The sequence below is a fragment of the Haloferax larsenii genome, from assembly GCF_024730625.1.
Classification (GTDB): Archaea; Halobacteriota; Halobacteria; order Halobacteriales; family Haloferacaceae; genus Haloferax; species Haloferax larsenii.
On the sequence record NZ_CP078063.1, the window covers coordinates 1,869,822 to 1,893,465 of the forward strand.

Consider the following 23,644-nt stretch of genomic DNA (forward strand, 5'->3'; position numbering starts at 1 on the left):
AACCGCCCGCGACTACGACTCCACGATTCATTTTAGTCCGCGAACTCGACCCGTCTGAGCGCCAGCAGTCCGACGAGTGCGGCGAGACCGACACCTGCGAGGAGGCTCATCGGTGGCCCGCGTTCGCTCGCCCGCCAGTCGGCCGCGAACACGCGCCGATAGTAGTCGGCCGCAGCGGGGTCGTCGATAGCGAGTGCGACTTCGCGGTTCTCTCGCGCGGAGTGGCGATTCCAGTTCATGCTTCCGACGATGGCCGTGTCGTCGGCGACGACGCCTTTCGCGTGGACTGCGCCGTACCGCCCCGCTGGTCGGGCGATGCGAACCGCGAGCGGGCTTTCGGTTCGGTCTGCCCAGTCGTTCAATCGCGTCGCCAGCGCGCGGTTCTCTTCTTCGACGTACCACGCACTGCCGAGCAGGAGACGGACGCGAACGCCACGCGCTGCGGCGCGCTTGAGCGCGCGGACGAACGGGCCGTCCGCTTCGACAGTCGGTTGTATGACGTCGATTCGGTCGGTCGCGTCATCGAGTCTGTCGATGACCGCTCCTTCGGCGTTGTCCGGCGCGCGCAGGACGGAGATGCGGTCGGCACGGACCGTCTCCGGAGCGACGCGGGTTTGGTACGTCCCGTTCGACACGTCTGTGACGACGAACTGGCGACCGACGCGGAACGTCTCCCACAGCCGGGTTGCCGGCAGTGAGGCGTCGTCTCGGAACGTGTTGGAGAGGTCGGACGCGATGCTGGGCGAATCGACGACGACACCCCACCCTCTGCTCTTTGCGCCTCCCGTTCCGGCGGGCTTCCAGTTCTCTGTCGTGACGAGCGCCCTGTCGTCGACGACGGCGTACTTCGCGTGATGAAACGAGTGCGGGTCGCCGACGACGCGAACGGTGACCCCTGCGGCGACGAGTCTGTCGAGCACGCGCGCGGATTGCTTCGGGAAGCCACCGACTGGTGCGTCGTCGACGAGGACTTCCACGCGGACGCCGCGCTCGTGGGCTGCAACGAGTTCGTCCGCGACGCGGGACGAGGAGACGACGTATCCAGCGAGCAAGAGCCGGCGCTCTGCGCTGCGGAGTGTCTCGATGGGGACCGCGGGAGAGTCGGGAAGGACGAACAGTGTGGCGTTCGCCTCGTGGTGAGTCGTAACTGGCTCTCTGGAGAGGGCTCTTGGCCACCACGACCACTCACCGTCGCGGCGGGTGAGAACCGCCCCTTCCTCGCTTCGGTCGTAGACGAGTCGGTCGGCGACGCGGCCATCGACGCGGAGCGTAATCGCCTCTCCACCGTTGGCGAGTTCGAGGCCGGGCGAGACGATTGGGTGGTCGGTGAGGGCTGCGGCTGCGTTCGGGTCCGATGCGACGGCGACTGGACCGCCGGGCGCGACGAGAGAGACGCGCTGTTCGCCATCGTCGAGGGAGAGGTTCGCGCCCTTCGGGGCGTCTACGACGACGAACTCGCCGCGGTCGTCCGGCGTCGTCGGATTGGGGAGTGCGGCGGTGATACGGGCGTCGGGGTGGTCGGTCGCCGTCGCTATCGGTGCAGGCGCGACGGTGGCGACGACGAGGAGTGTGACGAGGACGACCCGATGGAACACACGCCGCGATGGGCCCGCTATGGCTCAAAAAGGTTCGCAGCCACTAGCTACCGCTCACGTGGATTGGACCGCGACAGAAAACGAAGCGTTTTCGTCTCAGACCGTCGCTTCGGCTTCGACGTCGTCACCGAGGAACTCGGCGGCGAGTTCGGCCTCGCGCTGGACGATGTACGAGCGGTCGTCGGTGTATTCGGCGGCGACTTCGAGGGCCGTCTGCGTGCCAATCTGGCGGAGCGCCCACGCGGCGCTGGCGCGCACGGAGTCGACGTCGTCGTCCGCGAGCACGTCCGTGAGCGGGTCGACGGCGCGGGTGTCACCGAGAAGGCCGAGCGAACGCGCAGCGGCCGAGCGCACGTTTTCGTTCTCCGTGACGAGTTTGTCCGCGATAGGCTGGGTCGCTTCCTCGGAGCCGATTTCGCCGAGCGCCTTGAACACGACCTTCTGGAGCGCCGGGTCGTTGTCGCTGTCGACGTAGTCGACGAGCATCTCGATGCCGTCTTCGGCGGCCATCTTCCCGATTGCTTTGATAGCGCCCTTGTCGCGGCGCTTGGCCTGCGGTTCGACGGCGTCGAAGGCTGCATCGTCGTTCATTCGCGTGAACGCCTCGATGCAGTACTCCTCCATGAAGTCGGACTGGAAGCTATCGAAGGCGAGGGCAATCATATCGACGTTGCCGCGCTTTTCGTGTTCCTTGAGCGCAGAGAGTTCCGGCGGGTAGTCCTTGTAGTGGCCGAGTACGTCGTAGAAGCCCTGCGCTTGGAGCTTTTCGCGGGTTTCGAGGTCGTCCCACTCTTGGGAGTCGTCGAGACCGGCCGTGAGGGCGTCGGTCACGTCGAGGAGGTCCGCGATGGTCTCTGCGTCCTCGTCGGCGTCGAGGGACGCCGCTTCGATAGCCTCGATAGCGTCGTCGATGGCGCTGTTGAGGGCGTCTGCGCCCTTTCCTTCGAGCGTGACGCTCGCGTCGAGCACGTCGTTGAGGTCCTCGACGAACGCTTCGACGACCTCGACGATTTCGCCTTCACCCTGTTCGGTCCACCGGGTGTCGGAAATCGTAGACGTAGCGTCTTCGAGTTCAGAAACGGCGTCTTCGGCGTACGGGCCGCGCTGGGCTTCGAGGTCGTCGCGAAGGTCCGAGAGGTGCGAGGAAAGCTCCTCGGCAGGGTCCTCGTCGTCTTCGTCGTCGGCCTCGGGCAGGTCGGCGGCGTCGATGTCTGCGTCGATGTCGTCGAGTGTGGCCTCGACGTCATCGAGGTCGGCTTCGGTCTCGGCCGCTTCGAGGGCCTCTTCGGCCTCGGTCAGACGCTCGTCGAGGCTCTCGGGCGAGAGTGCTGTCGTATCGTCGTCCCCGTCACTCATATGCCGGAAGTCCGTCCGTCTGTAAAAAGAGCGTTTCCCTTCGCTTCGCGTCGCGGCGGGCGGAGATGGGTGCCACCATGACGGGGTGTTTTTTTGGCGTGCTCGCCGTCTCTTAGGGCGTGACCCACCCGACCGTCGCCGTCCCGCAACTCTCGGTCGCCGACCTCGACACGGCCGCGAACGAGGCAGCGATTCACGAGCGAACGGCCGCACTGCCCGACAGCGTCGACGTGGCGCTCTTTCCCGAATACGCCCTGACGGGCTTCGTCTCCGACACTCGTGCCTACAGCGCCGCGCTCACGACCGCGCAGGCGACCGAGACCCTCTCGGCGGTCGCCGCCGAAAACGACGTGTCTGTCCTCGCGGGCTACCTCGAACAGGCTGGCGAGACGCTCCACAACGCGGTTGCCTACGTGCGCCCGGACGGGGCTGCCACGACCTACCGAAAGCGACACCTCTGGGGCGACGAAGCCGCCGTCGTCACGCCCGGCGACGAACTCGTCACCGTCGAGACGCCCGTCGGAAAGACGGGACTGCTGACGTGTTACGACTTGAACTTCGTCGCCGACAGCGCAGCCATGACCGAGAAGGGCGTCGATGCGCTGTTCGTCGCCGGTGCGTGGCCCGCGGCGCACTCGGAGAACTGGCGGCTTCTCTGTCGCGCCCGCGCCCTCGACGGCGTCCGATGGTTGGTCGGCGCGAACCGGACCGGAACCGGCGGGACCGACCGCACGGGGGCCGCAGAGTCCGAGTACGCCGGCCGCTCCCTCGTCGTGAGACCGGACGGGGCTGTCGCCGCCGCATTGAACCGAGACGAACGCGACCTCGTGTGGACGCTCGACCCCGAGGTCCTCGCAGAGCAACGCGCGTTCGTCGGCTCCGTCGACTAGGAATGCGACCGACACGGCTCGAACGCTTATCCCCCCGGCGACCCAACCCCCGCCCATGAGTGACCGACGCCGGGACGACGACGTGCTCGATTTGCTCGACGAACTCGGTGACACGCTCGACGAACTCGGGACGGAGCTTCGTGAGGAACGCGACCGTGAGGGTCGCCGCAGGACGCGAACACCGCAACCGCCGAGCTTCGGCGAGATACTCCGCTTTACCGAATCGTACACCATCCCGACGGTCATCGCCGTCCTCGAAGCGACTATCGCCTCGCTCGAACTCCTCCGGCGACTGATGCGCCTTTCGGACCCGTCTCGTGCGATGGAGGACACCCGAAACGACGTCGACGCGCGAATACGCGACGTGCCTCGAAGCGCCGTCACGGGCGTCGACCGCGCCCTGACGGAACTGCGAACCGCGCTCTCGGAAGCCGACCTGCCGTCGAATCCAGAGGCGCGAGACGTACTGGAGCGCGCCCGGTCGCTCGCGGACGAACTCGACGAGCGCATCGCCGACGCGGAACGGGAGCGAACCACGCGCGAGCGCCGCTGGCGGCAGGACGAACAGCGATTCGAGTCGCAGTGGCAGCGCGGCGGTGACGACCGGCGCGCCCGCGACGACGACAGCATGGACCACGGGACCGGCCCAGTCCGCATCGACGTGACCGAAGAAGGCTCTGACTCGGTCGACGACACGGAAGACGGCCCTAAAGTCGATGTCGACGCCGAGTTAGAGTCGATAAAGAAAGAGGTCAACGGCGATGACGGGAACGACGGTGACGACGGCGACGGCGACGACACGGCCCCGAGCGACCACTGAGTCGGTCGGGAAGAACCACTTACACTGGGACGATTACTGACGCGGCCCGAGTTCGACACGGAGGAGCCCCGAAACCCATCCTGCCAGCGCGATGAGTGTGAGCCCGACAGCGCCGGTAATTAACACGGGCGTCGTCTGCGTGGTCGTAATGAGCACACTCGCGGCGAACAGGAACGAGAGGACACCGACGAGAGCCAGCGCGCTCGCGACTGCGAGTCGCCACTGCGGGACGTCAGTTCGGCGACTCCCGAAGCGGAGTAACTGGGCAACTGCCGCGCCGACGACTCCGAGGCCGACGAGGTATGCGCCAAACACGAGGTCGAAATGACGCTGGACCGGCCCGAAGACGACTTCGAGCAGGTCGAAGCCGACGATGAGCAGGTAGCCCGGGATTTGGAACGGAGGGATTTGAACGCCGAACGCGAGACCGTACAACCCGGCCAGTACGGCCGCCGCGACGACTGTGTCGCGGGCGAAGGTGACGCTGCGCGAATGATTCATACGCGACGTTGAACGTGTAGCAGCATCAACATTGGCTCCGGGAGAAACAACCCAGACTGCTCCGAACAGAAAACGGGAGATTGCGCGTGTTTAGACCGGCGTAAACTGGTAGCCGTCCCACTCCTGGCTCTCCGGCTCGCGGATGCCAGCACCGGGTTCGCGGAGTTCCTCGGCGTACACCGGTTCGACTTCGTCGCCGATTTCGACGTCCTCGGTCGTCACCTGTCCGATTGCGCGCACGGGTTCGCCGTCGACGTCGAACTCGACGATAGCGAGCGTGTTGGGCTGTCGAACGCCCGGTGGGGTCGCCGTCGACGTGGTCCACGTCAGGACCGTCGCCGTGTATTCGCTCAGGTCGACGGTACCGACTGGTTCTTCGCCGCCGGGACCGACCGGGTGGCCGGGGTAGGTGATGCTCCCGTCGGGGTAGCGGTACGCTTCCATCGGGGGGTTGTCGTCGGACATTATCGGGACTCCATGATGGTCGTGGTCACGCAGTTGCCGAAGCCGCCGACGTTGCACGCGAGACCGACGTCCGCTTCGACCTGTCGCTTGCCTGCGTCACCGATGAGTTGCTTGTAAATCTCGTACACCTGTGCGACACCGGACGCGCCGAGCGGGTGTCCCTTCGACTTCAGCCCGCCCGAGGTGTTGATGGGCAGTTCGCCGTCGCGGTCCGTGACGCCCTCTTCGACGGCCTTCCAGCCTTCACCTTTCTCGAAGAAGCCGAGGTCCTCCGACTGGAGGAATTCGAGGATGGTAAACATGTCGTGGAGTTCCGCCACGTCCACGTCGTCGGGTTCGAGGTCGGCCATCTCGTAGGCGATTTCGGAGGAGTTGACGACGCCGCCCATCGTGGTCGGGTCCGCGCGCTCGTGGACGACGTGGGTGTCCGTCGCGCCGCCGATACCGGAGATGACGGCGTAGTCGTCGGTGTATTCGCGCGCGACCGACTCGGGACAGAAGACGAGCGCCGCCGAGCCGTCCGTGATGGGACAGAAGTCGTAGAGGCGAAGCGGGTCGGCGACGATGGGCGAGTCGAGGACGGTGTCGAGGTCGACTTCCTTACGGAACTGGGCGTGTGGGTTGTCGAGGCCGTTCTTGTGGTTCTTGACGGCGACTTTCCCGAGCGATTCGCGCGGGGCGTCGTAGGTGTCGAGGTAGAGACGCGCCGTGAGTCCCGCGAAGGAAGGGAGCGTCACGCCGTGTTTGTACTCGGCCGGGTGCGTCAGCGAGGCGATGACGTCTGTCGCCTCGGCGGTCGAGCGGTGGGTCATCTTCTCGCCGCCGACGAGCATCGTCATGTCGGACGCGCCGGAGGCGACCGACTGCCACGCGGCGTAGACGCCCGCGCCGCCGGACGAGGAGGTCTGGTCGATTCGGGCGGTGTACGCCGGCATCGCCGCGAGGTCGTGGGCGAGAGCGTTCGGGACGCCGGTCTGCCCTTCGAACTCGCCGCTTGCCATGTTCGAGACGTAGAGGTGCTCGACTTCGTCGGGCGAGACGTTGGCGTCCGCGAGTGCTGCCTGTCCCGCCTCGGCGAGCAGTTCGCGAATCCAGGCGTCTCGTTGCCCGAACTGGGTCATCGATGCGCCGATAATCGCTACGCGGTCCATACGCGCACGTCGTCGCACCGAGATTTAAAACCGGGCAATCCCCTCGCGGTCACGCCTCGGCACCCGCTGTGGCTGTCCCCCGACCACGTCTCAAACCGTTTATCAGTCGGTCTTTCGAACGGGTTTCTATGGATATCGAACGCACCGCCCCGACTGTCGGCCTCGTCGGCTCGGTCCTTCTCGCGGCCGCCGTCGCGGTGCCAGCAGTCGCCGTCGAATCCGGCGCAGGCCCGATGGCCGCCTACTACGCCTCGGGGCCCGTCGGAATCGCTATCGTCGGATTGCTGGCGCTCGTCGAGGTCATCGTTCTCCTCTCCGGGCGACAAGAACGCACCGACCCCGCGACCGCTGCCGGTCTGGCGTTCGTTCTCGCGCTCACGATGCTCGGTATCTCGGCCACGTGGGCGTTCGCAATCGACCCGACGGTCCTGTTCAGTTTCCCCGAGCAGTACTCGTGGATTAGTTATCACCGCTGGAGCGTCCTCGGAGCCGCGTCGCTCCTCTTCGTCGGAACCGCGGGATACGCCAGAAGCGTCCTCTAAGCGAACCACAACGTCACTCCGACCGAATCGTCGCTGGAGCTATCTGTGGCTGGACTGCCACTGGAGACACCCCGACGGTGTCCCACGATTTTCCTCCCGACGAGTCGAAAGGCCCTTAACAGTCCGTGGATTAGGAAGGGGTGGACTAGGTCGGGCAGTTAGGCCCTGCTCTTCACCCGCGAAATAGGTCTTTAGCGGGGACCGAACACGGGCGCGTCCGGTCAGACCGGCGCGGGCCTCGGAAGCCAACGTAGAAACCTCGTCCTTCGGGGACAGCGGTTCCGCGTACCCCTTCCGCAGGGAAGGGTTCGCGCGGTTCATCGGTGGTACCCCGCCAGGCGCGGAAGCGAGCAGCGGACCATCGGACGTGCGTCGCTCGAGGGATCGCGGGGTGGAGAAGGCAACCGAGATTCCCCACGTCGGAACGCCGGGCAACCTCACTGTCCACCCATTCATACCTCATTCACACGCTGAGCGAGAGCGCCGTTACTCGTTCGATTCCGTGGTGACGTGGTCTGTCGTTACAAGAACAGCGTCGCTACTCACACGCCTCGGGTGTCGAAGCGGAAGTGACCCCGCTCAAAACGCGATTAGTTCTCGTCTTTCGCTTCGACCGTCTCCGAGTCGGACTCGGCGGCCGTCGTGGTTTCGTCTTCGTCTTCGTCCTCGCTGCCCTCAGCGCCTTCCTTCAGCTCCTCTTCGATTTCTTGTCGACCGCGGCGGAACTCGCCCATCGCCTGCCCGGAGGAGCGAGCAAGTTGCGGGAGTTTGTTCGCACCGAAGAGTAGGACGACGATGAGCAGGACGATGAGTAGTTCTGGGCCGCCGGGGAGCCCCGGAAACAGTGGGGTGGGTGTCAACATTATGTTCGGTTACGTTCGCGGGGAAGATAAGAGAGGCGGTCTGCCGCGCTGGCAGTTCGCGTCGTCGTGACACTCACAGAGAGCCGTACGGTCGCGCCTACCGGCAGTTGTGGCCGTTTCAGGGTGTAAAACGTGGATGCGAGTAAGCCGCGGCACTGGAGACGGACTCACGTGTCGACACCGCGACAGCAATAGTGCCCCCGTCGGAGAGCGAGGGCCACTCGAAATCCTCGTGGTGACACCACCGAAGCCACCAGTGTCAGGACGATAGTTCTCGACGTTAGAGTCCGGTCATTACGTCGGTGCTACCGCACTCGGGACACTGTGTCATCGTCCCGAGTGACGACTCCACTCGACTCCACTCAGTACCACCCGAGACAGCCGAGTAGCCACACTTTCGGCAGCGAGACATCGGTTCTGAGGAACTGCTTGCCATACTGATTCAACTATCACGATTCCACATAGTCGTTACTCTGGTTGGTAGAAATGTACAGAAAAAAAGACGGTCGTGTCGTGTATCATGACGCGAGTTGTGCGCCCGTCGTCGCGCAGGTTGGTGTGCTAAACTGTGCAGACCGGCGGACCACCATCGCCGGACCCCGGTTGACCGCCGGGGTGTGAATCGTCCTGTCCCGGCGGCACGTTTACGTCGACGTTCGCGACCGCGTGCTGGAAGTAGCCGTCTCCGTAGACGGAACTCTCGTATCCGGCGTACAGTTCGAGTTCTTGGCTGGCGTCACTCAGCCGCCGGAACTCGTCTTGGTCGAACGTCACGACCAGCTCGCCGTCTTCGACAGTTGCGGACTCGGCGTCGAGCGCCCCGGTGGTCGCGTTCTGGAGGACGACCGACGAGGCGTTCACCGAATCACTGTCGGACGAGACCGACTTCCGGACGGTGACTGTCTCCTTCGCGGCGTGGGCTGGCGGGTTCGCCACCGTCACGTTTCCGAGGTGGCTGTCGACGCGCCGAATGCGGTTGGTGTCCTCGGGTGCAACCGGCGAGTTGGCGTCGATGTACTGCGCGACGACCGTCCCGTAGAGCGTGTAGTCTTCGCTCGTGGTCGGGAGTTCCGCCATACTCCATCCGTACCGGTCCTCGAAGGCCCAGCCGGCCATGTACGAGTTGACGGTGACGTTGTAGTGAGCGTCCTCGTCGAGTTGCTCGCCGTTCACGTACACGTCTCGGACGACCGGACTGGCGTTTTCGGACGGGACGTACTCGTAGGAGACGCCGCTTACCTGCAGTTGTGCCTGTGCGCCGTAGTTGTCGTCCGTGGTCGAGACTTGACTCGCGAGGAGTTCCCGCAGTTGCTCACCGGTCATTCGCTTGGTGACGAGGTAGTTCCCGAACGGGAGCGAGGTGTAGACGTCGTCGTAGGTGACGTTTCCGCGGTCGATGACGAAGTCGCCGCGGATTCCACCGGCGTTCGTCACCGCGACGTCCGACCCGGTCTGGTCGCGGAAGGCGTCGGTGATGAGGTTGCCCCACGCGGTCTCGTCTTTGTAGTTGGACGCGAACCGCGAGTCGAGGGTCGTGTTGGTCCGACCGACGACTTCACCCAGCTGTGACGACCGCGCGTCGGAGACGATTGTCTCGGCGGTCTGGTTCACCGACGAATTCTCGTCGACCGTGACGAGTCGCCCGCTCGCGAGCGAGACGCCGTCGTCGGTCACAGAGAGGTTGACCTCGCCGACGTATGCGCCGCGGGCCTCGGCCTCGACGATAGTGGTTCCGTCGACGGTCTTCGGAGCGTAGGCGACTTCGTCGTCACCGGTGACGATGAGGTCGATGTTGTCGGTGTTGCGAGCGAGTTCCTTGGACTCGGGAACACCGATGTGGGCCGCTGCGACCACGACATCGACGTCCTTCTCGTCTTTGAGCTTCGTCGCAACGCGACTCCCGACGCGGGAGAAGTCGGCGACGCGGTATCCCTGTTCGTCGAAGTCGACTGCCGTCTTCGACTTGATGGCGTCGTCGACCAGACCGACGATGCCGACTCGGACGCCGTCACGCTCGACGATGGTGTAGTTCTTCGTTCCCGGGATGCCGCTACCGTCCTCGTGGACGACGTTCGCGACCAACCACGGGAACTCGGAGGCGGCGCTGTAGTTCTCGACCGCGCCGAAGCCGTAGTCGAGGTCGTGATTACCGACGACTTCCGCGTCCGGTCCGAGTGTGTTGAGCACGTCCACGGGGACGCGCCACTGACTCGTCGGCGAGAAGGAACTCGGACTCACCTGGTCGCCGCCACCGACGACGACGGTCGGGTTATCGTGTGCCTGCCGCCGGTCGTTGACGACGCCGACCAGCCGACCCATCCGCGTCGGGTTCGACGCGGCGGTCTGCACGTCGTTGTACGTCAACACCGTGAGTGTCGTCGCGTTCGTTGCGTTCGTGGTCGCGTTCGTATCGACGTCCGCCGGAGCGGTGGGACCGGCGTTCGTACCGGCCGGGGCTGCGGTCAGGGCGGCCGCAGGCGACGTCGTAGCCACGAGAAGCAGTACTGCTACTGTGAGTATGGTTCGAAGGGTATCGGAACGTGATTCCACTGCGTTCGTTCCTGTTCGATAATTTAAGAAAAAGATGACGGCCGATTGCGACGTTAGTCGTCCGTATTGCTATGTACGACTCTGTATGCGGGAGTTTCGAGTGATGTGTCTCTCAAAAAGTTAGTAGAGTGACAAGATATTAGAAATGGCTTACTCGGAATCCACCCAGCTCTTACTGCACCGGCAGCATCTTCTTGCATTCTTGACGCGAAGTACAGCCTATGGAGTCCGTTTCGGTGCACGGGGTGGCAGTTCCGGCGTTGGGGCTCGGAACCGCCCGCATGAGGGGTGACGAGTGTCGGCAGGCGGTGATGACCGGGTTGGAACTGGGGTATCGACACATCGACACTGCGCAGATGTACAAAAACGAGGATGCGGTCGGCGACGCCGTGGCTCAGTCGAGCGTCGACCGCGACGAGGTCTTCTTGGTCACGAAGCTTCTTCGGGGGAACCTCCGATACGACGACGTGCTGGATTCCTTCGCCGAGAGTCTCGACCGACTTCAAATGGAGTACGTGGACCTGCTGTTGATTCACGCCCCGAGTCGGTCGGTCCCCGTCAGTGAGTCGGTGCGGGCGATGAACGAACTGCAAGACCAGGGAGCGGTGAACCACATCGGCGTCAGTAACTTCTCGGTGAGCCAGTTACAGGAGGCGATGGAGGCGTCCGAAACTCCGATACTCACCAACCAGGTCGAGTACCACCCGTTCAAGAGTCAGGGCAGTCTCTTGGAGTTCTGCATCGAAAACGACGTGTTGCTGACGGCGTACAGCCCGTTGAATCTGGGGTCCGGGCTATCGGACGAGATGCTCCAAGAGATTGGGACTCGCCACGGAAAGACGCCAGCGCAAGTCGCCCTGCGGTGGCTCGTCCAACAGGAGTACGTCGCTGCAATTCCCAAAGCGTCTCAGGAGCGCCACTTGGCGGAGAACATCGACATCTTCGACTTCGAACTGTCCGAAGCCGAGATGGAGCAGGTCTTCGAGCTGCAAGGCGGGTTGCTCACCCGGCTTCGCTCGTTGCTTCAGTTGTGAGCTCGGCGTCTGACGACTCCTCGTTTGGTTTCGTTCAGAACGTGCGCCGGCCGGGACTGAGCAAACCGAAGGTTTGCGAAGGTCGGTGAGGCGAGGCCTCACCGGGAGTCCCGCGAGCGTATGCGAGCGGGATATCGGACGGCGCACTCCCCTACGGTCGTTTGCCGGCCGGGAGCCCCGCGAGTAAAACGAGTGGTACGTCGGTGAGGCTTTGCCTCACCGGGATTTGAACCTCGGTCGCAAATCAAAGATTTGCTCCCTGATTCAAATCCCTCTGTCCGCATTCACTCCTCACAGAGCGAGAGACACAGAGGTCTCTCGCAGGGTTGGTTCGTCGTAGAATGCGCCGGCCGGGATTTGAACCCGGGCCATGAGCTTGGAAGGCTCAGGTCCTGCCACTAGACCACCGGCGCTCACTCGTTACACTCGTTCGCGCCGAGCCTCGACCGACCTTCGGTCGGCCGAGACACCGGCGCTCTGAGGCAACGTCTATTCCTTCATTCTCGACGCCCCAATAAGGATGTTACCTTTTTCGTCAGGCGTCCGTGTCTCCCGATTTTCCGGGGTTATCGGGCTTCTTCTCGTCGTCTTCGCCAAATTCGTACTCCAACTCGGCTTCGGCGTCGCCGTCAGTCACTTTCACCGTCACCTCGTCGTCGTCGTCGGGAATGGTGACCACGAGTTCCCCGTCGGCGTCTGTCGTCCCAGCATCTTCGCCGTTCACGCTGACAGTGGCGTTCTCGACGGGCGTTCCGTTCTGGGAGACCACGAGCGTCGCGTTCTCACCGACTGTGACGTTGCCATCGAAACTCGCGGTTAATGCGGCGTCCGAGGACTCGTCTTCAGATTCGCGCTCGCCTTCGGATTCGGCCGCATCTGCGCCGACGTCCTCGATGGGGACGTTCGTCCCGGACTCGCTGATGACGGGCTTGAGGATGTACTTCCCACTGTTGCCAGCCTTGAACGCGGTGATGTCGAAGACGAAGTCCACGTCCTCACCGTTGCCGACTTCGAAGTTCGAGTTGAGGTGGAGCTTGTTGCTCGGAAGCTTGACGTTCACCTGCTCGCCCGTCTTGAGCGTCCCGTTGACCTCGCCCACGTGGACGAACACCTTCGTGTAGTTGCCTTCGGGCACGTCGTAGCTACCCACGAGCGATGCCTTGTCGCCCTGCAGTTGGGTCAGGTCCACGGTCACGTTGTCGACCTCGTAGGTGACTTTCCCACCGTCACCTGCGTCGTCGTCTGCTGCTTTATCGTCTTCCGCGTCGTCGTCTTCTGCTTCAGCTTCGGCCTCAGCCTCGATATCGGCGTCAGCGTCCGCTGAGGCGTTCGCCGAGCCATTGGCCGTCACGACGGCCGTTCCAGTGGCCGTCATCGTCGACGAGTCGTTCGCGGTGGTGTTCGCGTCCTCGCCAGACTCCTCGTCAGATTCGCCTTGTGCTTCAGCTTCGGCCTCCGATTCTGCTTCGGCATCGGCCTCTGCATCGGCGTCTTCGGAGTCACCATCCGAGTCGCTGTTCGCCTTCATCAACGTCACGCGCTCGATGGTGACGTTGAGGTGTTCGAAGTCGGCGATTGCGTTCTGCTCGTCGCTCACGTAGAAGTTCAGTGTCCCCGTCTGGGTGGCTTGGTCTCCAGAAGCGGTCCCGTCACTGTCGGAACCAGACGGCGCATCAGTCAGTGTTCCACTCCCGCCTGCACACCCGGCCAAGAGGACCAGGAGTGCGACGAGAACAGTCGCAAATCTGTGAGTGTTCATCGTAACAGACAGTAGTTGCTCCAAGAACTTGAGGGGAGTATTTACGAACCCCGAATTTCCTTGGATTTCGCCGAATTACGGGGTCAATAACCCGGATAAACCGTGTTAGTCGTCAGCGTGGGAGGTGTTGAACTGCTTTGCTTTCGCCAGCAACTCCGGCGAGATGCCGGGCACGTCCGCCTCGCCGACAGCGCCCTCGGCGCGAATCTCGTCGAGGCTCTTCGGGAACTCGCGGAGTTCCATGTGGATGGCGATACCGGCTTTTGCTCCCTTCCCCATTGCGACGGGAATCTGGTTGTGCCCGGGTGTGATGTCGCCGACGGCGAAGACGCCCTCGACGTTCGTCCGGCCGTGGTCGTCGACCGGCACCGTCTCGTCGTCGTTCAGTTCCACGCCGAGTTGTTCGAAGAGCGCCGTGTTGTACTCCGAGCCGTACATCGCGAAGCCGCCCTTGTACTCGCGGACGCTCCCGTCTTCGAACTCGAAGCTCTCCAGCCAGCCGTCGTCGCGCTTGTTCATGCCCGAAATCTCCTCGGAGACGATATCGACGGGGTGTGCGCGCACGAGTTCGTCCGTCTCGTCGGACCACGACGGCTCCTCACCGCGAAGGAGGATGTCGACGTCGTCAGTGAAGTTGAGCATAATCATCGCCACGTAGGCCGCGGAGTCAGAGTGGCCCATGACGTACACCGACTCGTCGACGAACATGTAGGCGTCACAGTGGAGACAGTAGTGCAGTCCCTTGCCGGTTCTCGGAAGTGGTGGTTCGGGGCGTTTGTCGTTGAATCCGACGCCGAGAACGACGCGCTCGGCGACGAACGCACCGTCGTTAGCGACGAGACGGAATCGGCCGTCGTCCAACTGCTCGGCCTCGGTCACGAAGTCGCGGTGGATGTCGGTCCCGTAGTCTTCGAGTTGGGACCGGGCGGTTTCGAGAAACTCGTTTCCAGAGACGTCCTCGGTGACGCCGATGACGTTGTGGGTGTCGAGCATCATCGCCGCGCGGCCGCCACCGCGGTCGACGAGTGCGGTGTCGTGTCCCAGTCGCGTCGTGTAGAGCGCAGTTTGCAACCCGGCAGGGCCGCCACCTACGACGACAACCTCGTACTCCTGTCGTTCGTCGGCTTCGGTCATACAATCTGATTTGTCGCACCCGTCTTAAGCCCACACCTCCTGTGCGCTCGCAGTATCCACTCGCCTCGTGTTACCAACAGTCGTGGTAATCGAAACGACCGCCGCTTACAACCCGGAGACGACGGCGTAACAGTTCCCGCTCGAAACCCGCGATTCGACGACGGACAGGTCGCTCGCGGCGAGGTCTTCGTCGAACTCGTCGGGCGCGTAGATGTGGTAAAAGCGGGGGACAGTCTCGCCACCGGGGAGCGTCCAGTCCACTTCGGTGTCGAAGCCGTCCTCCCGGTCGAAGGTGTCGTGGGCGGTGCTCCACGCGCTGACGACCGCTCGCCCGTCCGAATCGAGGACGCGCGCGAGTTCGTTCAGGCTCTCGACGCGAGTCTCTCGGGGGGCGAGGTGGTGAAGCGTCGCCACGTAGACGGCCAAGTCGAAGGCGTCGTCGGAAAAGGGGAGGCGCGCCGCGTCTCCCTGCACGAGTCGCGCCTCGAAGTCTCGCTCGCTCGCCCGCGAGGTCGCTTCGAGCAGTAAGCCCCGACTCACGTCCAGTCCGACCACGTCGGTCGCGTGCGAGGAGAGTAGTTCGACGTGTCGCCCGTTTCCACACCCGAGGTCGAGCGCGCGGGTTGCAGGCGAGTCCGCCGTCGACTCGGTGACGAACGACTCCACTTCGGGCCACGGATACTCGCGCGTGGACGCGAAGTGCGATGCGATGCGGTCGTACGTCTCGCGAACCGCCGCTCGGGATTCGTCCATGTCGGTCGATGGAGACACCACGACAAAGACCGCACGGGTCGCCGCCGGTGTCACAGTCGGACGGAGTGTGAACACGCCGCACCACGCCACCCGCACCACGACACCGCCTCCCGGTCGTGCAGTCAGATGAAGAGGAAGACGGCGTAGGTGAATATCAACAGGACCGCCGCGTGTTTGATGCCGTCGGCGACCTGCCCTTCGCCCAGCTGGCCCGCGATGAGGCCGGAACAGAGGCCCTGAATCACCGAGAGGTGGTAGAACAGGACAGTGTAGGCGGTCGTGTCCACGTCACGGAGACCGGAGAACGCCCCCGACGAGACGCCGGCAACCTCGCCAGCCCCGACGTTACCGGCGCTCGCCTGCTCGACCGCAGGGATGAACGAGACCGTCAGAGCGACGACGATGCCGAGGAAGACGAAAAACGAGATGTAGATGACGATGAGGTAGGTGACCATCTCCTGTCGGCGTTCGCGGGCGAGACGGCGACTGTCCTGTGCCTCGTCGGCCGCGATTCGGAGCACGGGCGCGAGGTCGCCGCTCGCGCGCATGGCGTTCGTGATGAGCGTGACGGAGCGCGAGACCATCGGACTCTGCGTCCGCTGGTCCATCCGATGGAGTGCCGTCCGGGCGTCTGCGCCCCAGTCGATGTCGCGGACGGTGCGCGAAATCTCTTCGCCGAGTGGTCCGAGGTCGGACGACGACACGCGACGGAGGCTCTGAATAATCGTCAGTCCCGCCTCGTTGACGCTGGCGAGCCGGTCGAGAAAGTCGGGCATACTCCGCTCGATAGCCCGAATCCGGCGTTTTCGAACCTCGTGGACGCCCGCGATGACGAGCAGCGCGACGATGGTCGCTTCGACCACGTGGCGGTCGACCGCAGCGACGATATCGGCGGGCGGCATGCCGGGTGCGACGTTCGACTGGAAGACGACCCAGGCGATACCGAGCGGGGCAGTCACCACCAGCGTCGCGGCGGGGTAGCGACTGAGCGTTTCCAGCGGGCGATTGAGCCACTTTCGGACCCAGTACAGGCGGTCGTAGGCTGCGAGTAGCTCTCGATTTCGCTGCACCGTCGTCGATTCTCCGCCGTCAGTCACCGAGTGTTGTTGGCCCGCCTGCACCCCGCCTGCACTCAGCACCGAGTCGCCTGCGGTACTCTCGCCGTCGTTCGAGACCGTTCCGCGAAGTGATTGGGTGACGCTGTCGATGTAGACGACGAAGCCGAAACTCGCCAGCGGGATGCCGACGTAGCCGACGAATCTGATGAACGTGAGCGTCTCCGCGAGGACGAGGCCGATGACGACGAGGACGGTGATGAAAAACAGCGGGCCGGCGACGAGGACGGTGACGTACACCTCGGCGAACGTCGAGAGGAGTTCGAGGTACTGTTGTTGCTGTGCCTCCGCTTCCGCTTCGAATCGCTCGTACTGCTCGTGGAGGAACGACGAGAGGTTCCGACCGCTTCCGAGGACGCTCGCGAGGTTCTCCGCGAACTCTTCGAGACTCGGGCTCGGCGTTCGCTCGGACATCGTCTGCAACGCGGTGAGCACGTCGGTTCCGAACCCCTCCATGTCGCGGACGACGATTGCGACCTCACGTGCGGCTTCTCCGTACACGGCTTCGTTCCGCGCGAGCGTTTCGAGCACCTGCGGAAACGGCATCCCCGAGCGCGACAGCGCGAAGATGAACGCGACCGTTCGCGGCATCGTCGCCTCGATTTCGGTCGAGCGGGTCTTCGTCCGCTCGGTGAGGTAGTACCACCGAATCCAGTACACGCCGAGCGAGAGGAGAGCGCCAATCGTCGCACTGGAGAACAACAAGAGGACGAACAGGTCGCGAAGCGAGAGTTCGTCGAGCGTCGTGAGGTTCCCGAGGAACTGTAGCGCCGGCGGAAGGCCCGTCCGAATCGCCTCGCCCGAGACCGAGAGCGCCTGAAGCACCCCTCCCGCAGCGTAGACGCCGAAGATGCTCCCGGCGATACCGAAGACCGCGGCCATGAGGAGCGTTCGGGACGCATAGACGCGGTGGGTCACGTCGACGTGGGCAGCGCGGAGTCGCCAGCGCTGCATGCGCCGCCGTGGGTTCTCGTTTGCGACGTAGAAGCCGAAGAGTGGGAGTGCGACCTGCGAGACGAGCAAGTCGGCGCGGCGGCTTACCGGGGCGAGGACGACCGGTAAGACGAGAAGCACCGCGGCGACCAGCGGGAGGTAGTACAGGCCGAAGTCCATCTCAAAGCCCCACGCCCGCGTCCGAAAAGTCCTCGTCGGCCTCGACGCGCTTCATCACGTCGCCCGAGTCGGCGTAGTACTCGTTGATGAGGGCGGTAAAGCGCCGGTAGTCCGAGACGTCTTTGTCGAGCAGGTACTGGAGGAAGCGCTCGCGCTGTCGGAGTTCGCGTCGGAGTTCCGTCCGCGACCACCCGTTTTCGCGTTGAATCTGGTCGAGAAGCGAACTGTCGTTTTGGTCGAAGGAGTCGTCTTCGGGGTCCCACGAGAACGCCGCCGAGTAGTCGAGTTCGCCAGTTCGTTGGTCGATGGTCCCGATTTCGCCGATAGCCTTCGACCGGCGCACACGCTCCCCGTCGAGGCGGGTGAGCGTCTGGACACACAGTAGGTCGAGCGACTGGACCATCGCACGCGGGACGTTGATTGGCTCGTTTTCCAGTCGGTTGATGACCGTCTCGATACTGTCTGCGTGCATCGTCGAGAACGTCGTGTGGCCCGTGTTCATCGCCTGAAAGAGCGTCACGGCCTCGTTCCCGCGAACCTCTCCCACGATGATGTACTCGGGGCGATGGCGGAGCGCCGACCGCAACAGGTCGTACATCGTGATGTCGGTCCCCTCGTGGATGCGGTCGCGCGTGACCGACGACAGCCAGTTGTCGTGGTAGAGTGCCAGTTCGCGGGTGTCCTCGATAGAGAGGACCTTCGACCGCGGAGGCACGAACATCGACACCGCGTTCATCGAGGTGGTCTTCCCGGACGCGGTCCCGCCAGCGAAGATGAGGCTCTTGTTGTTCTCGATACAGAGCCACAGGTACGCCATCTGCTCGATAGAGAACGTCCCGTATTCGACGAGGTCGATGGGCGTAAACGGCTCTTCGGCGTACATCCGGATGGTGAACGCCGACCCGCGTGGAGTCACCTCTTCGCCGAGTGCGAGTTCGGCGCGGGCACCGTTCGGAAGCGTCGTGCCGAGTACCGGGTCGCCGACGCTGATGTGACGACCAGACCGTTGGGCGAGTCGGATGACGAAGTTGTCGAGTTCCTCCTTCTCGAAGACGACGCTCGTCACGATGTCGGTGTAGTCGTCGTGGTAGACGAAAAGCGGGAGGTCGTACCCGTCACAGGAGATGTCCTCGATGTGTGGGTCGTGCATCAAGGGGTCGAGGCGACCGTACCCGTGGAAGTCGCGCCGAAGGTAGTACAGGAGCGTGTAAAACGAGTTCATGTCGAGTTCCAGCCCGTACTGCTCCAGCAGCGTCGTGAGCTCCGAAATCAGGGCGCTCTCTTGTGTGGGGTCGGCGTTCTGACGATACAACAGCGGGTCGCGGATGTCCGTGCGGACGCGTTGGAGGAGTTCGGCTTCGAACGTGCCGAGGTCGGGTTCGACCACGTGGTACTCGTGTGCGGTCGCGTCCGTATCGTAAGTGATGACCACGTACGCGAACGGAGCGTTCACCCAGTAACGGTCGATTTCCTCGTGGTTGGCCGGCACGTCGAACGACCCGAGGGGAGTGTCGTCCGGATTCAACGGCCGGACGTCGACCTGTGACCCGCGAAGCATCTCTGCGGTGCGCCGGAGGAGGCGCTCGGTCTCGGCCGCGGCCGCATCGAAGTCGCCGTCGCGGAGGAGACGGAAAATACCCCGTTCGGGAGGGGTCTCGATAGGCTGTCCCGCGTCGTTCGCAGTATCTCGTTGCATCGTCACCCGAATCAGTCGGTTGGGTGGTATGGTCGGTCAGAACTTAAATAGTCCCCGCCGTCCACTGTCAGGCTCGCTCCACAGTCAGGAGGACACCAGCGAAGACGAAGAGGAGAACCACGCCGAGCGGGACCGGAATTCCGGGGAACCCGCGGGTAGCGAGGAGATACGTCGAGGCGGCGAGAACCACTCCCGCGAGGCCGAGAAGCCCTCCAAGCACTCGAACCGGGTCGACAGGCCCGTCCTCGACGCGCTCTTCTTGGGTGTAGTACACGACCGAAAAGAGGACTGCAATCGCCATCACCGCGGCACCGACCGACCACGCTTTATAGCCGACGGCGATGGGCTGCCCGGCTTGAAACGCCACGGCGGACAGCGGGTCCGACAGGGCGATTCGTTGGGCCACGTCGATTCCCCACGCGAATCGGACCTGAAAGAACGGAAACCGGACGAAAAGCAGACTTCCGTCAGCGATATTCGGAGAGTACATCAGATTCCACGGGAGGAGTGCGCAGAGCCACGTCGCGACGACCGAAAGGGCACCCGCGTGTTCGGAACGGACCCAGACCATACCGAATGGCCACGTGCCGATGGGTAAAAGCTACCGACAGTGGTGACGACGACACCGCGTCGTCGGGGACGCCGCAGTCACTCGATACTCACGTTAAAAGCCCGACACGCAAATGGCGTCACGTTAATACGTGGCGCAATATAACGAGAGGTACGGAATGCGGCGTGACTACTTCGAACTCGACGTCCGTGACGTCGATTGGTACGGGGAAGACGAGCCCCCTCTCCAACCGACGGTTTCTATCGACTTCTACGGCCCCGCCGAGGAACTCCGAGAGCGGTTCGTAGGCCCTGACGGTGAACTTCTCGCTGCCGAGGAACTCGACGCCACACTGCGCTTGCAGGGACCCGTCGACGACCCGGAGACGACAGGGGTCGTGAGCGTCACGAACCGGGTGACCGGGGATTACGTGATGGAACTCAACGCACCTGCAGAGGACGTACTCCAGTTTATCGGTGCTGCGCGCGAGTACGGCCGAACCTCCGACGGCGACGACGGTCGATACCGTGTCGACGTCGCAATCGAGGGCGACCACTTCGAGACGTTCGAGAAGTCCACCTTCTTGGTCTACGACGTGGATGGAAACCTGCTTCGCGGCCAGAGTCTCATCCCCTCTGGGGTCGAACTCTAGGTAACGACAATTACACTCGTTCGTGTCAAAACGGGCGGTAAACCACGTCTTCTTTATCGATTGCATGCACAGAGGACAGCGTGAGGAACGTAACCGATCGCACACGTAACCCGTTCGACATGCGACCGTCGTGTGACCAGTTCGTCCCAGGATACGGTGACGCGAACGCCGACTTTCACGTCATCGGCGACCACCCCGGTGTCCACGGGGGCGTCGAAACCGGCGTCCCGTTCACGGACGAGGCGGGAAAACGCCTCCAATCGGCACTTCACGAGGCGGGACTTCTCGACGCGACGGGCGACGAACCGACGGTGGACGCCACGTTCTTTTCGTATCTCCACATGTGCGTCCCCGACGGCCAACCGACGAAAGCCGACTACACCGACATGGAGCGGTTCTTCGACGCCGAACTCCGCGCTATCGCCGCACACGTCCTCTTACCGGTGGGTGCCGTCGCGACCAAACAGGTCCTGGAGAATTACTCCGCGGTCGCCTGGAAGACCGACATCGACATGGACGCACTCCACGGAACGGAACTCCGCGGAAGCGGTTTCCTCATCGTCCCAATCAAAGACCCAATCGAGTGGGACGACGGCGACGACGACGAACTCGTGACCGGTTTGGTGACGCTCCAATCGACCGACTTCCGCCGCGAATCTGACCTCGGTCGATTCATCCCCGGTTCCGACCCGTACCTGGTCAGATAACCTCTATTTTTGCCGCATTCGGGGCTTGGTCGTACGATTTTTAGAAATCATCACGATTCTACCTTCTGTTCGTCCAGTAAGAACCATGATGGTTGTTAGATGTTCAGTGATTTGGGCTAAATGGGTCACATAATGGCACATTTAGACAGTGCTTCTGGATGCCATGGTTCTAATTGGCGGAAACAAAGGACTTTTTACAACCAGTGTCAAATGTGCAGTTGACGCGCGTGGTTCGAGTAACTCCGCCGGGCGCGTCAGGCAACTGTGAGATTGGTGCTCCTCGCAGTGGCTTGGTCAGTCCGGGGACCTGCGCTCGGCCGCGGTCCCCGCTCTTTACTCTCCTAAGAGCGATAGCTCGATACGCCCGTTGCTCGTCAACACTGTGAGCGTCGGCCCACCGTCTCCGAGCGTCCCATCGACGTGTGTTCTGGAGATGCTGGCATCGGCCAGCGAGAGTCCACTCACGTCGATAGACTCGGTCGACGTTTGGGCGACGAGTTCGGCGTCCAGGTCGCTCGCGAGCGCGGCGTCTATCTCCCCGTTCGACGTCTCGATGCTCGTATCGCTGCGAATCGAGAACACGTCGACCGTTATCGACCCGTTTGTCGTCCGTACTCCGTCGAGGCCGGCGACGCCGCGAGCCGAGACACTCCCGTTGCTGGCTGTCGCATCGACGAATCCGTCGACGCGCTGCACGTCGATGTCGCCGTTTGTCGTCTGGACTTCGAGGTCGCCCGCGGTCCGGCGGACGTCGACAGAGCCGTTCGACGTCGACGCGTGAGACACGGGAAACGCCGACGGAACACGGATTTCGAGTTCGACGACGACAGGCTCGGGGTCGTCGCCGCGGACGACTCGCTCCACTGTCAGCGACTCGTCACCGCCGATATCGACGCGAACCGAGTCGAGGTCTTCCGTGACGAATCCGCGTTTGACGACCCGTACTTCGACGTCGTTCTGCTCCCACGGTTCGATGGTGACGGTTCCGTTTCGATTTCGCACTTCGAGCGATTCGAACCCGTCCGGGGAGACGACGCGTGTCTCCGCTTCGCGCGTCTCGATACTGGGCGCAGTACACCCTGCGAGTGACGCGAGTCCGAGCGTGGCACCGCCTGTGAGAAACGACCGCCTGGAGGGCTTTCGCATGCTCTATCCGACGGGTTGAGTCATTGAAATTAGTACCGGATTGAGCGTTCAAACGCGGTCGGCGACGCGTTTCAGCGCGCCAAACCCGTGTTCTTCGATTGGGGTTCCGTGACCCATCGCCACGACATCGACCGGGGGACACCGCTCGGCGAAGTCGCGGATGCTGGCGCGATTCGCGCCGGTGTCGGCGGTGAGTAGCCACGGCGAGGGAACGAGTTTCCCGCCGGACTCGCGGACCATGTCACCGACGAACGCGACGCCGAGTTCCTCGTGGACGAATGCAGTGTGGCCGCCGGTGTGTCCCGGCGTTCGGTACACGACGAACCCGCCGATTTCGTCGCCGTCGTCGATGGTCTCGACGGAATTCGTCGGGCGGCGAAGGAAGGGCCCAACGAGACGATGAAATGCGCCTTTGTGAGACGCAAACGAGGGTTTCGCGTCACCAGTCACGTAGGACGCGTCCGGTTCGGCGGCGTGAATTCGGACCGAGTCGCGGAGACCGAGTGCACCCAGTGTTCCGACGTGGTCAGGGTCGTAGTGCGTCAGAAGGACGGAGTCGATGTCGCTCGGGTCGAACCCGGCGAGTGACAGTCCGCGGAATATTCGGTCGCGGTCCCACGGCGTCCCGGCGTCGATGAGGACGTGTTCGTCCCCGTCCTCGACAAGGTACGCGTTCACTCCTCTGAGGCGAAATCGGTGGACGCTGCCGCCGAGCGTGGTCATACGCCCGCAACGGTCGCTGACTGTAAAATCGTGTCTCCGCAGAACCCTCGAATCGACGCTCCTGCGTCGTGACCGCGGTCCGCTACCGCGACGCCCAGAGATAGCGCCCCACGTCGACGACGAACCCACCGGCCCCGACGACCGGACAGACCGCGAGTCCGAGGAGGTCGACCGCGACGGGGCGTGGAACGCCGAGCATCGCCGCGGCGACGATGCCAATCGGGACCGCCGCCGCGACCACGTAGAGCCACGTCGCCCAGGCGTGGCCGAACCGCTTGACGACCGCGAAAAGCGAAACTAGGAGGACGATAGCAGTCACCGGCACGGCCAGCATCGTCGGCGACGTGACAGCGGTCGTCTGAAGCGCAGCGACACTCGGGAACGAAAGGGGCGATGTCGCCAAGAGCGTCGCGGCCGGGGCGGCAGTATCGAGCGAGGTGAGCATCGCCACGAGGGCCATCCCCTCGCGCGCGACGTACCATCCGAGGCTTCCGAGGTACGACACCAAGACGAGAAGCGAGAGCCCCCA

The 23,644-nt window shown here is 63.5% G+C and carries 22 protein-coding genes, 1 tRNA gene and 1 other RNA gene; 7 read left to right on the forward strand and 17 right to left on the reverse strand.

Features of this window, described 5'->3' with window-relative positions; all coding sequences use genetic code 11:
• Nucleotides 1-32 precede the first annotated feature (32 nt).
• Nucleotides 33-1,595 carry a phospholipase D-like domain-containing protein gene (locus KU306_RS09735; RefSeq protein ID WP_258301825.1) on the reverse strand — a complete coding sequence of 521 codons (1,563 nt, stop codon included), beginning with the start codon at nucleotides 1,593-1,595 and terminating at the stop codon, nucleotides 33-35.
• Nucleotides 1,596-1,691: 96 nt separating this feature from the next.
• Complete coding sequence (locus KU306_RS09740; RefSeq protein ID WP_007539117.1) at nucleotides 1,692-2,951, reverse strand: HEAT repeat domain-containing protein; 1,260 nt, start codon at nucleotides 2,949-2,951, stop codon at nucleotides 1,692-1,694.
• A gap of 119 nt (nucleotides 2,952-3,070) precedes the next feature.
• On the opposite strand from KU306_RS09740, the gene KU306_RS09745 reads away from it, so the two are divergent.
• On the forward strand, nucleotides 3,071-3,841 hold the full coding sequence (locus KU306_RS09745) for a carbon-nitrogen hydrolase family protein (RefSeq protein ID WP_007539119.1): 771 nt from the start codon (nucleotides 3,071-3,073) through the stop codon (nucleotides 3,839-3,841).
• 55 nt (nucleotides 3,842-3,896) lie between these two features.
• Complete coding sequence (locus KU306_RS09750; protein ID WP_258301826.1) at nucleotides 3,897-4,661, forward strand: DUF7547 family protein; 765 nt, start codon at nucleotides 3,897-3,899, stop codon at nucleotides 4,659-4,661.
• A gap of 33 nt (nucleotides 4,662-4,694) precedes the next feature.
• Here KU306_RS09750 and KU306_RS09755 read toward each other — a convergent pair whose 3' ends face one another.
• The 3 genes from KU306_RS09755 to KU306_RS09765 all read right to left on the reverse strand — a co-directional run bounded on the left by KU306_RS09755 (nucleotide 4,695) and on the right by KU306_RS09765 (nucleotide 6,778).
• Nucleotides 4,695-5,162: a hypothetical protein gene (locus KU306_RS09755; protein WP_258301827.1), complete on the reverse strand. Its 468-nt coding sequence runs from the start codon at nucleotides 5,160-5,162 to the stop codon at nucleotides 4,695-4,697.
• A gap of 90 nt (nucleotides 5,163-5,252) precedes the next feature.
• Nucleotides 5,253-5,627: an OB-fold domain-containing protein gene (locus KU306_RS09760; RefSeq protein WP_007539125.1), complete on the reverse strand. Its 375-nt coding sequence runs from the start codon at nucleotides 5,625-5,627 to the stop codon at nucleotides 5,253-5,255.
• Nucleotides 5,627-6,778, reverse strand: coding sequence for a thiolase family protein (locus KU306_RS09765; RefSeq protein ID WP_007539127.1), 1,152 nt, complete (start codon nucleotides 6,776-6,778; stop codon nucleotides 5,627-5,629). Before KU306_RS09765 ends, KU306_RS09760 begins: the two co-directional genes overlap by 1 nt.
• 128 nt (nucleotides 6,779-6,906) lie before the next feature.
• Here KU306_RS09765 and KU306_RS09770 point away from each other — a divergent pair, with 128 nt between their 5' ends.
• Entirely contained in the window at nucleotides 6,907-7,320 is a 414-nt protein-coding gene (locus tag KU306_RS09770) for a DUF7548 family protein (protein WP_007539129.1), read from the forward strand.
• A gap of 138 nt (nucleotides 7,321-7,458) precedes the next feature.
• Nucleotides 7,459-7,770: signal recognition particle sRNA (gene ffs, locus KU306_RS09775), an RNA gene on the forward strand.
• Nucleotides 7,771-7,910: 140 nt separating this feature from the next.
• Here ffs and KU306_RS09780 read toward each other — a convergent pair.
• Nucleotides 7,911-8,183, reverse strand: coding sequence for a Sec-independent protein translocase subunit TatA/TatB (locus tag KU306_RS09780; RefSeq protein ID WP_007539131.1), 273 nt, complete (start codon nucleotides 8,181-8,183; stop codon nucleotides 7,911-7,913).
• 561 nt (nucleotides 8,184-8,744) lie between these two features.
• Nucleotides 8,745-10,676: a bifunctional metallophosphatase/5'-nucleotidase gene (locus KU306_RS09785; RefSeq protein WP_258301828.1), complete on the reverse strand. Its 1,932-nt coding sequence runs from the start codon at nucleotides 10,674-10,676 to the stop codon at nucleotides 8,745-8,747.
• Between the two features lie 278 nt (nucleotides 10,677-10,954).
• Here KU306_RS09785 and KU306_RS09790 point away from each other — a divergent pair, with 278 nt between their 5' ends.
• Nucleotides 10,955-11,767 (forward strand): aldo/keto reductase, encoded by an 813-nt coding sequence (locus KU306_RS09790; RefSeq protein ID WP_258301829.1) that lies wholly within the window; start codon nucleotides 10,955-10,957, stop codon nucleotides 11,765-11,767.
• 342 nt (nucleotides 11,768-12,109) lie between these two features.
• Here the strand turns inward: KU306_RS09790 and KU306_RS09795 are convergent.
• From KU306_RS09795 to KU306_RS09825, 7 genes are all read right to left on the reverse strand, one after another.
• Nucleotides 12,110-12,180 (reverse strand) — tRNA-Gly (locus tag KU306_RS09795).
• A 122-nt stretch (nucleotides 12,181-12,302) separates the two neighbouring features.
• Complete coding sequence (locus tag KU306_RS09800) at nucleotides 12,303-13,526, reverse strand: DUF4382 domain-containing protein (protein WP_258301830.1); 1,224 nt, start codon at nucleotides 13,524-13,526, stop codon at nucleotides 12,303-12,305.
• A gap of 105 nt (nucleotides 13,527-13,631) precedes the next feature.
• Entirely contained in the window at nucleotides 13,632-14,660 is a 1,029-nt protein-coding gene (locus KU306_RS09805; RefSeq protein ID WP_258301831.1) for an NAD(P)/FAD-dependent oxidoreductase, read from the reverse strand.
• A 105-nt stretch (nucleotides 14,661-14,765) separates the two neighbouring features.
• Nucleotides 14,766-15,413, reverse strand: a complete 648-nt coding sequence (locus tag KU306_RS09810) for a class I SAM-dependent methyltransferase (protein ID WP_170836862.1) — start codon at nucleotides 15,411-15,413, stop codon at nucleotides 14,766-14,768.
• Nucleotides 15,414-15,535: 122 nt separating this feature from the next.
• Entirely contained in the window at nucleotides 15,536-17,641 is a 2,106-nt protein-coding gene (locus KU306_RS09815) for a type II secretion system F family protein (RefSeq protein ID WP_258301832.1), read from the reverse strand.
• 1 nt (nucleotide 17,642) lies between these two features.
• Nucleotides 17,643-19,337 carry a type II/IV secretion system ATPase subunit gene (locus KU306_RS09820; RefSeq protein WP_007539146.1) on the reverse strand — a complete coding sequence of 565 codons (1,695 nt, stop codon included), beginning with the start codon at nucleotides 19,335-19,337 and terminating at the stop codon, nucleotides 17,643-17,645.
• A 67-nt stretch (nucleotides 19,338-19,404) separates the two neighbouring features.
• Entirely contained in the window at nucleotides 19,405-19,908 is a 504-nt protein-coding gene (locus KU306_RS09825; protein ID WP_258301833.1) for a DUF7549 family protein, read from the reverse strand.
• Between the two features lie 157 nt (nucleotides 19,909-20,065).
• Between KU306_RS09825 and KU306_RS09830 the strand changes: the two genes are divergently transcribed.
• Nucleotides 20,066-20,539, forward strand: a complete 474-nt coding sequence (locus KU306_RS09830; protein WP_007539149.1) for a DUF5793 family protein — start codon at nucleotides 20,066-20,068, stop codon at nucleotides 20,537-20,539.
• 80 nt (nucleotides 20,540-20,619) lie between these two features.
• Complete coding sequence (locus tag KU306_RS09835) at nucleotides 20,620-21,246, forward strand: uracil-DNA glycosylase family protein (RefSeq protein ID WP_258301834.1); 627 nt, start codon at nucleotides 20,620-20,622, stop codon at nucleotides 21,244-21,246.
• 333 nt (nucleotides 21,247-21,579) lie between these two features.
• On the opposite strand, the gene KU306_RS09840 is transcribed toward KU306_RS09835, so the two are convergent.
• From KU306_RS09840 to KU306_RS18975, 3 genes are all read right to left on the reverse strand, one after another.
• The gene (locus tag KU306_RS09840; RefSeq protein WP_007539153.1) at nucleotides 21,580-22,392 is read right to left on the reverse strand and encodes a DUF4097 family beta strand repeat-containing protein; all 813 of its coding nucleotides are present in this window, start codon (nucleotides 22,390-22,392) and stop codon (nucleotides 21,580-21,582) included.
• Between the two features lie 48 nt (nucleotides 22,393-22,440).
• Complete coding sequence (locus KU306_RS09845) at nucleotides 22,441-23,115, reverse strand: MBL fold metallo-hydrolase (RefSeq protein WP_258301835.1); 675 nt, start codon at nucleotides 23,113-23,115, stop codon at nucleotides 22,441-22,443.
• An 82-nt stretch (nucleotides 23,116-23,197) separates the two neighbouring features.
• Nucleotides 23,198-23,620 carry a molecular chaperone DnaJ gene (locus KU306_RS18975; protein ID WP_309138748.1) on the reverse strand — a complete coding sequence of 141 codons (423 nt, stop codon included), beginning with the start codon at nucleotides 23,618-23,620 and terminating at the stop codon, nucleotides 23,198-23,200.
• Nucleotides 23,621-23,644: the final 24 nt, after the last annotated feature.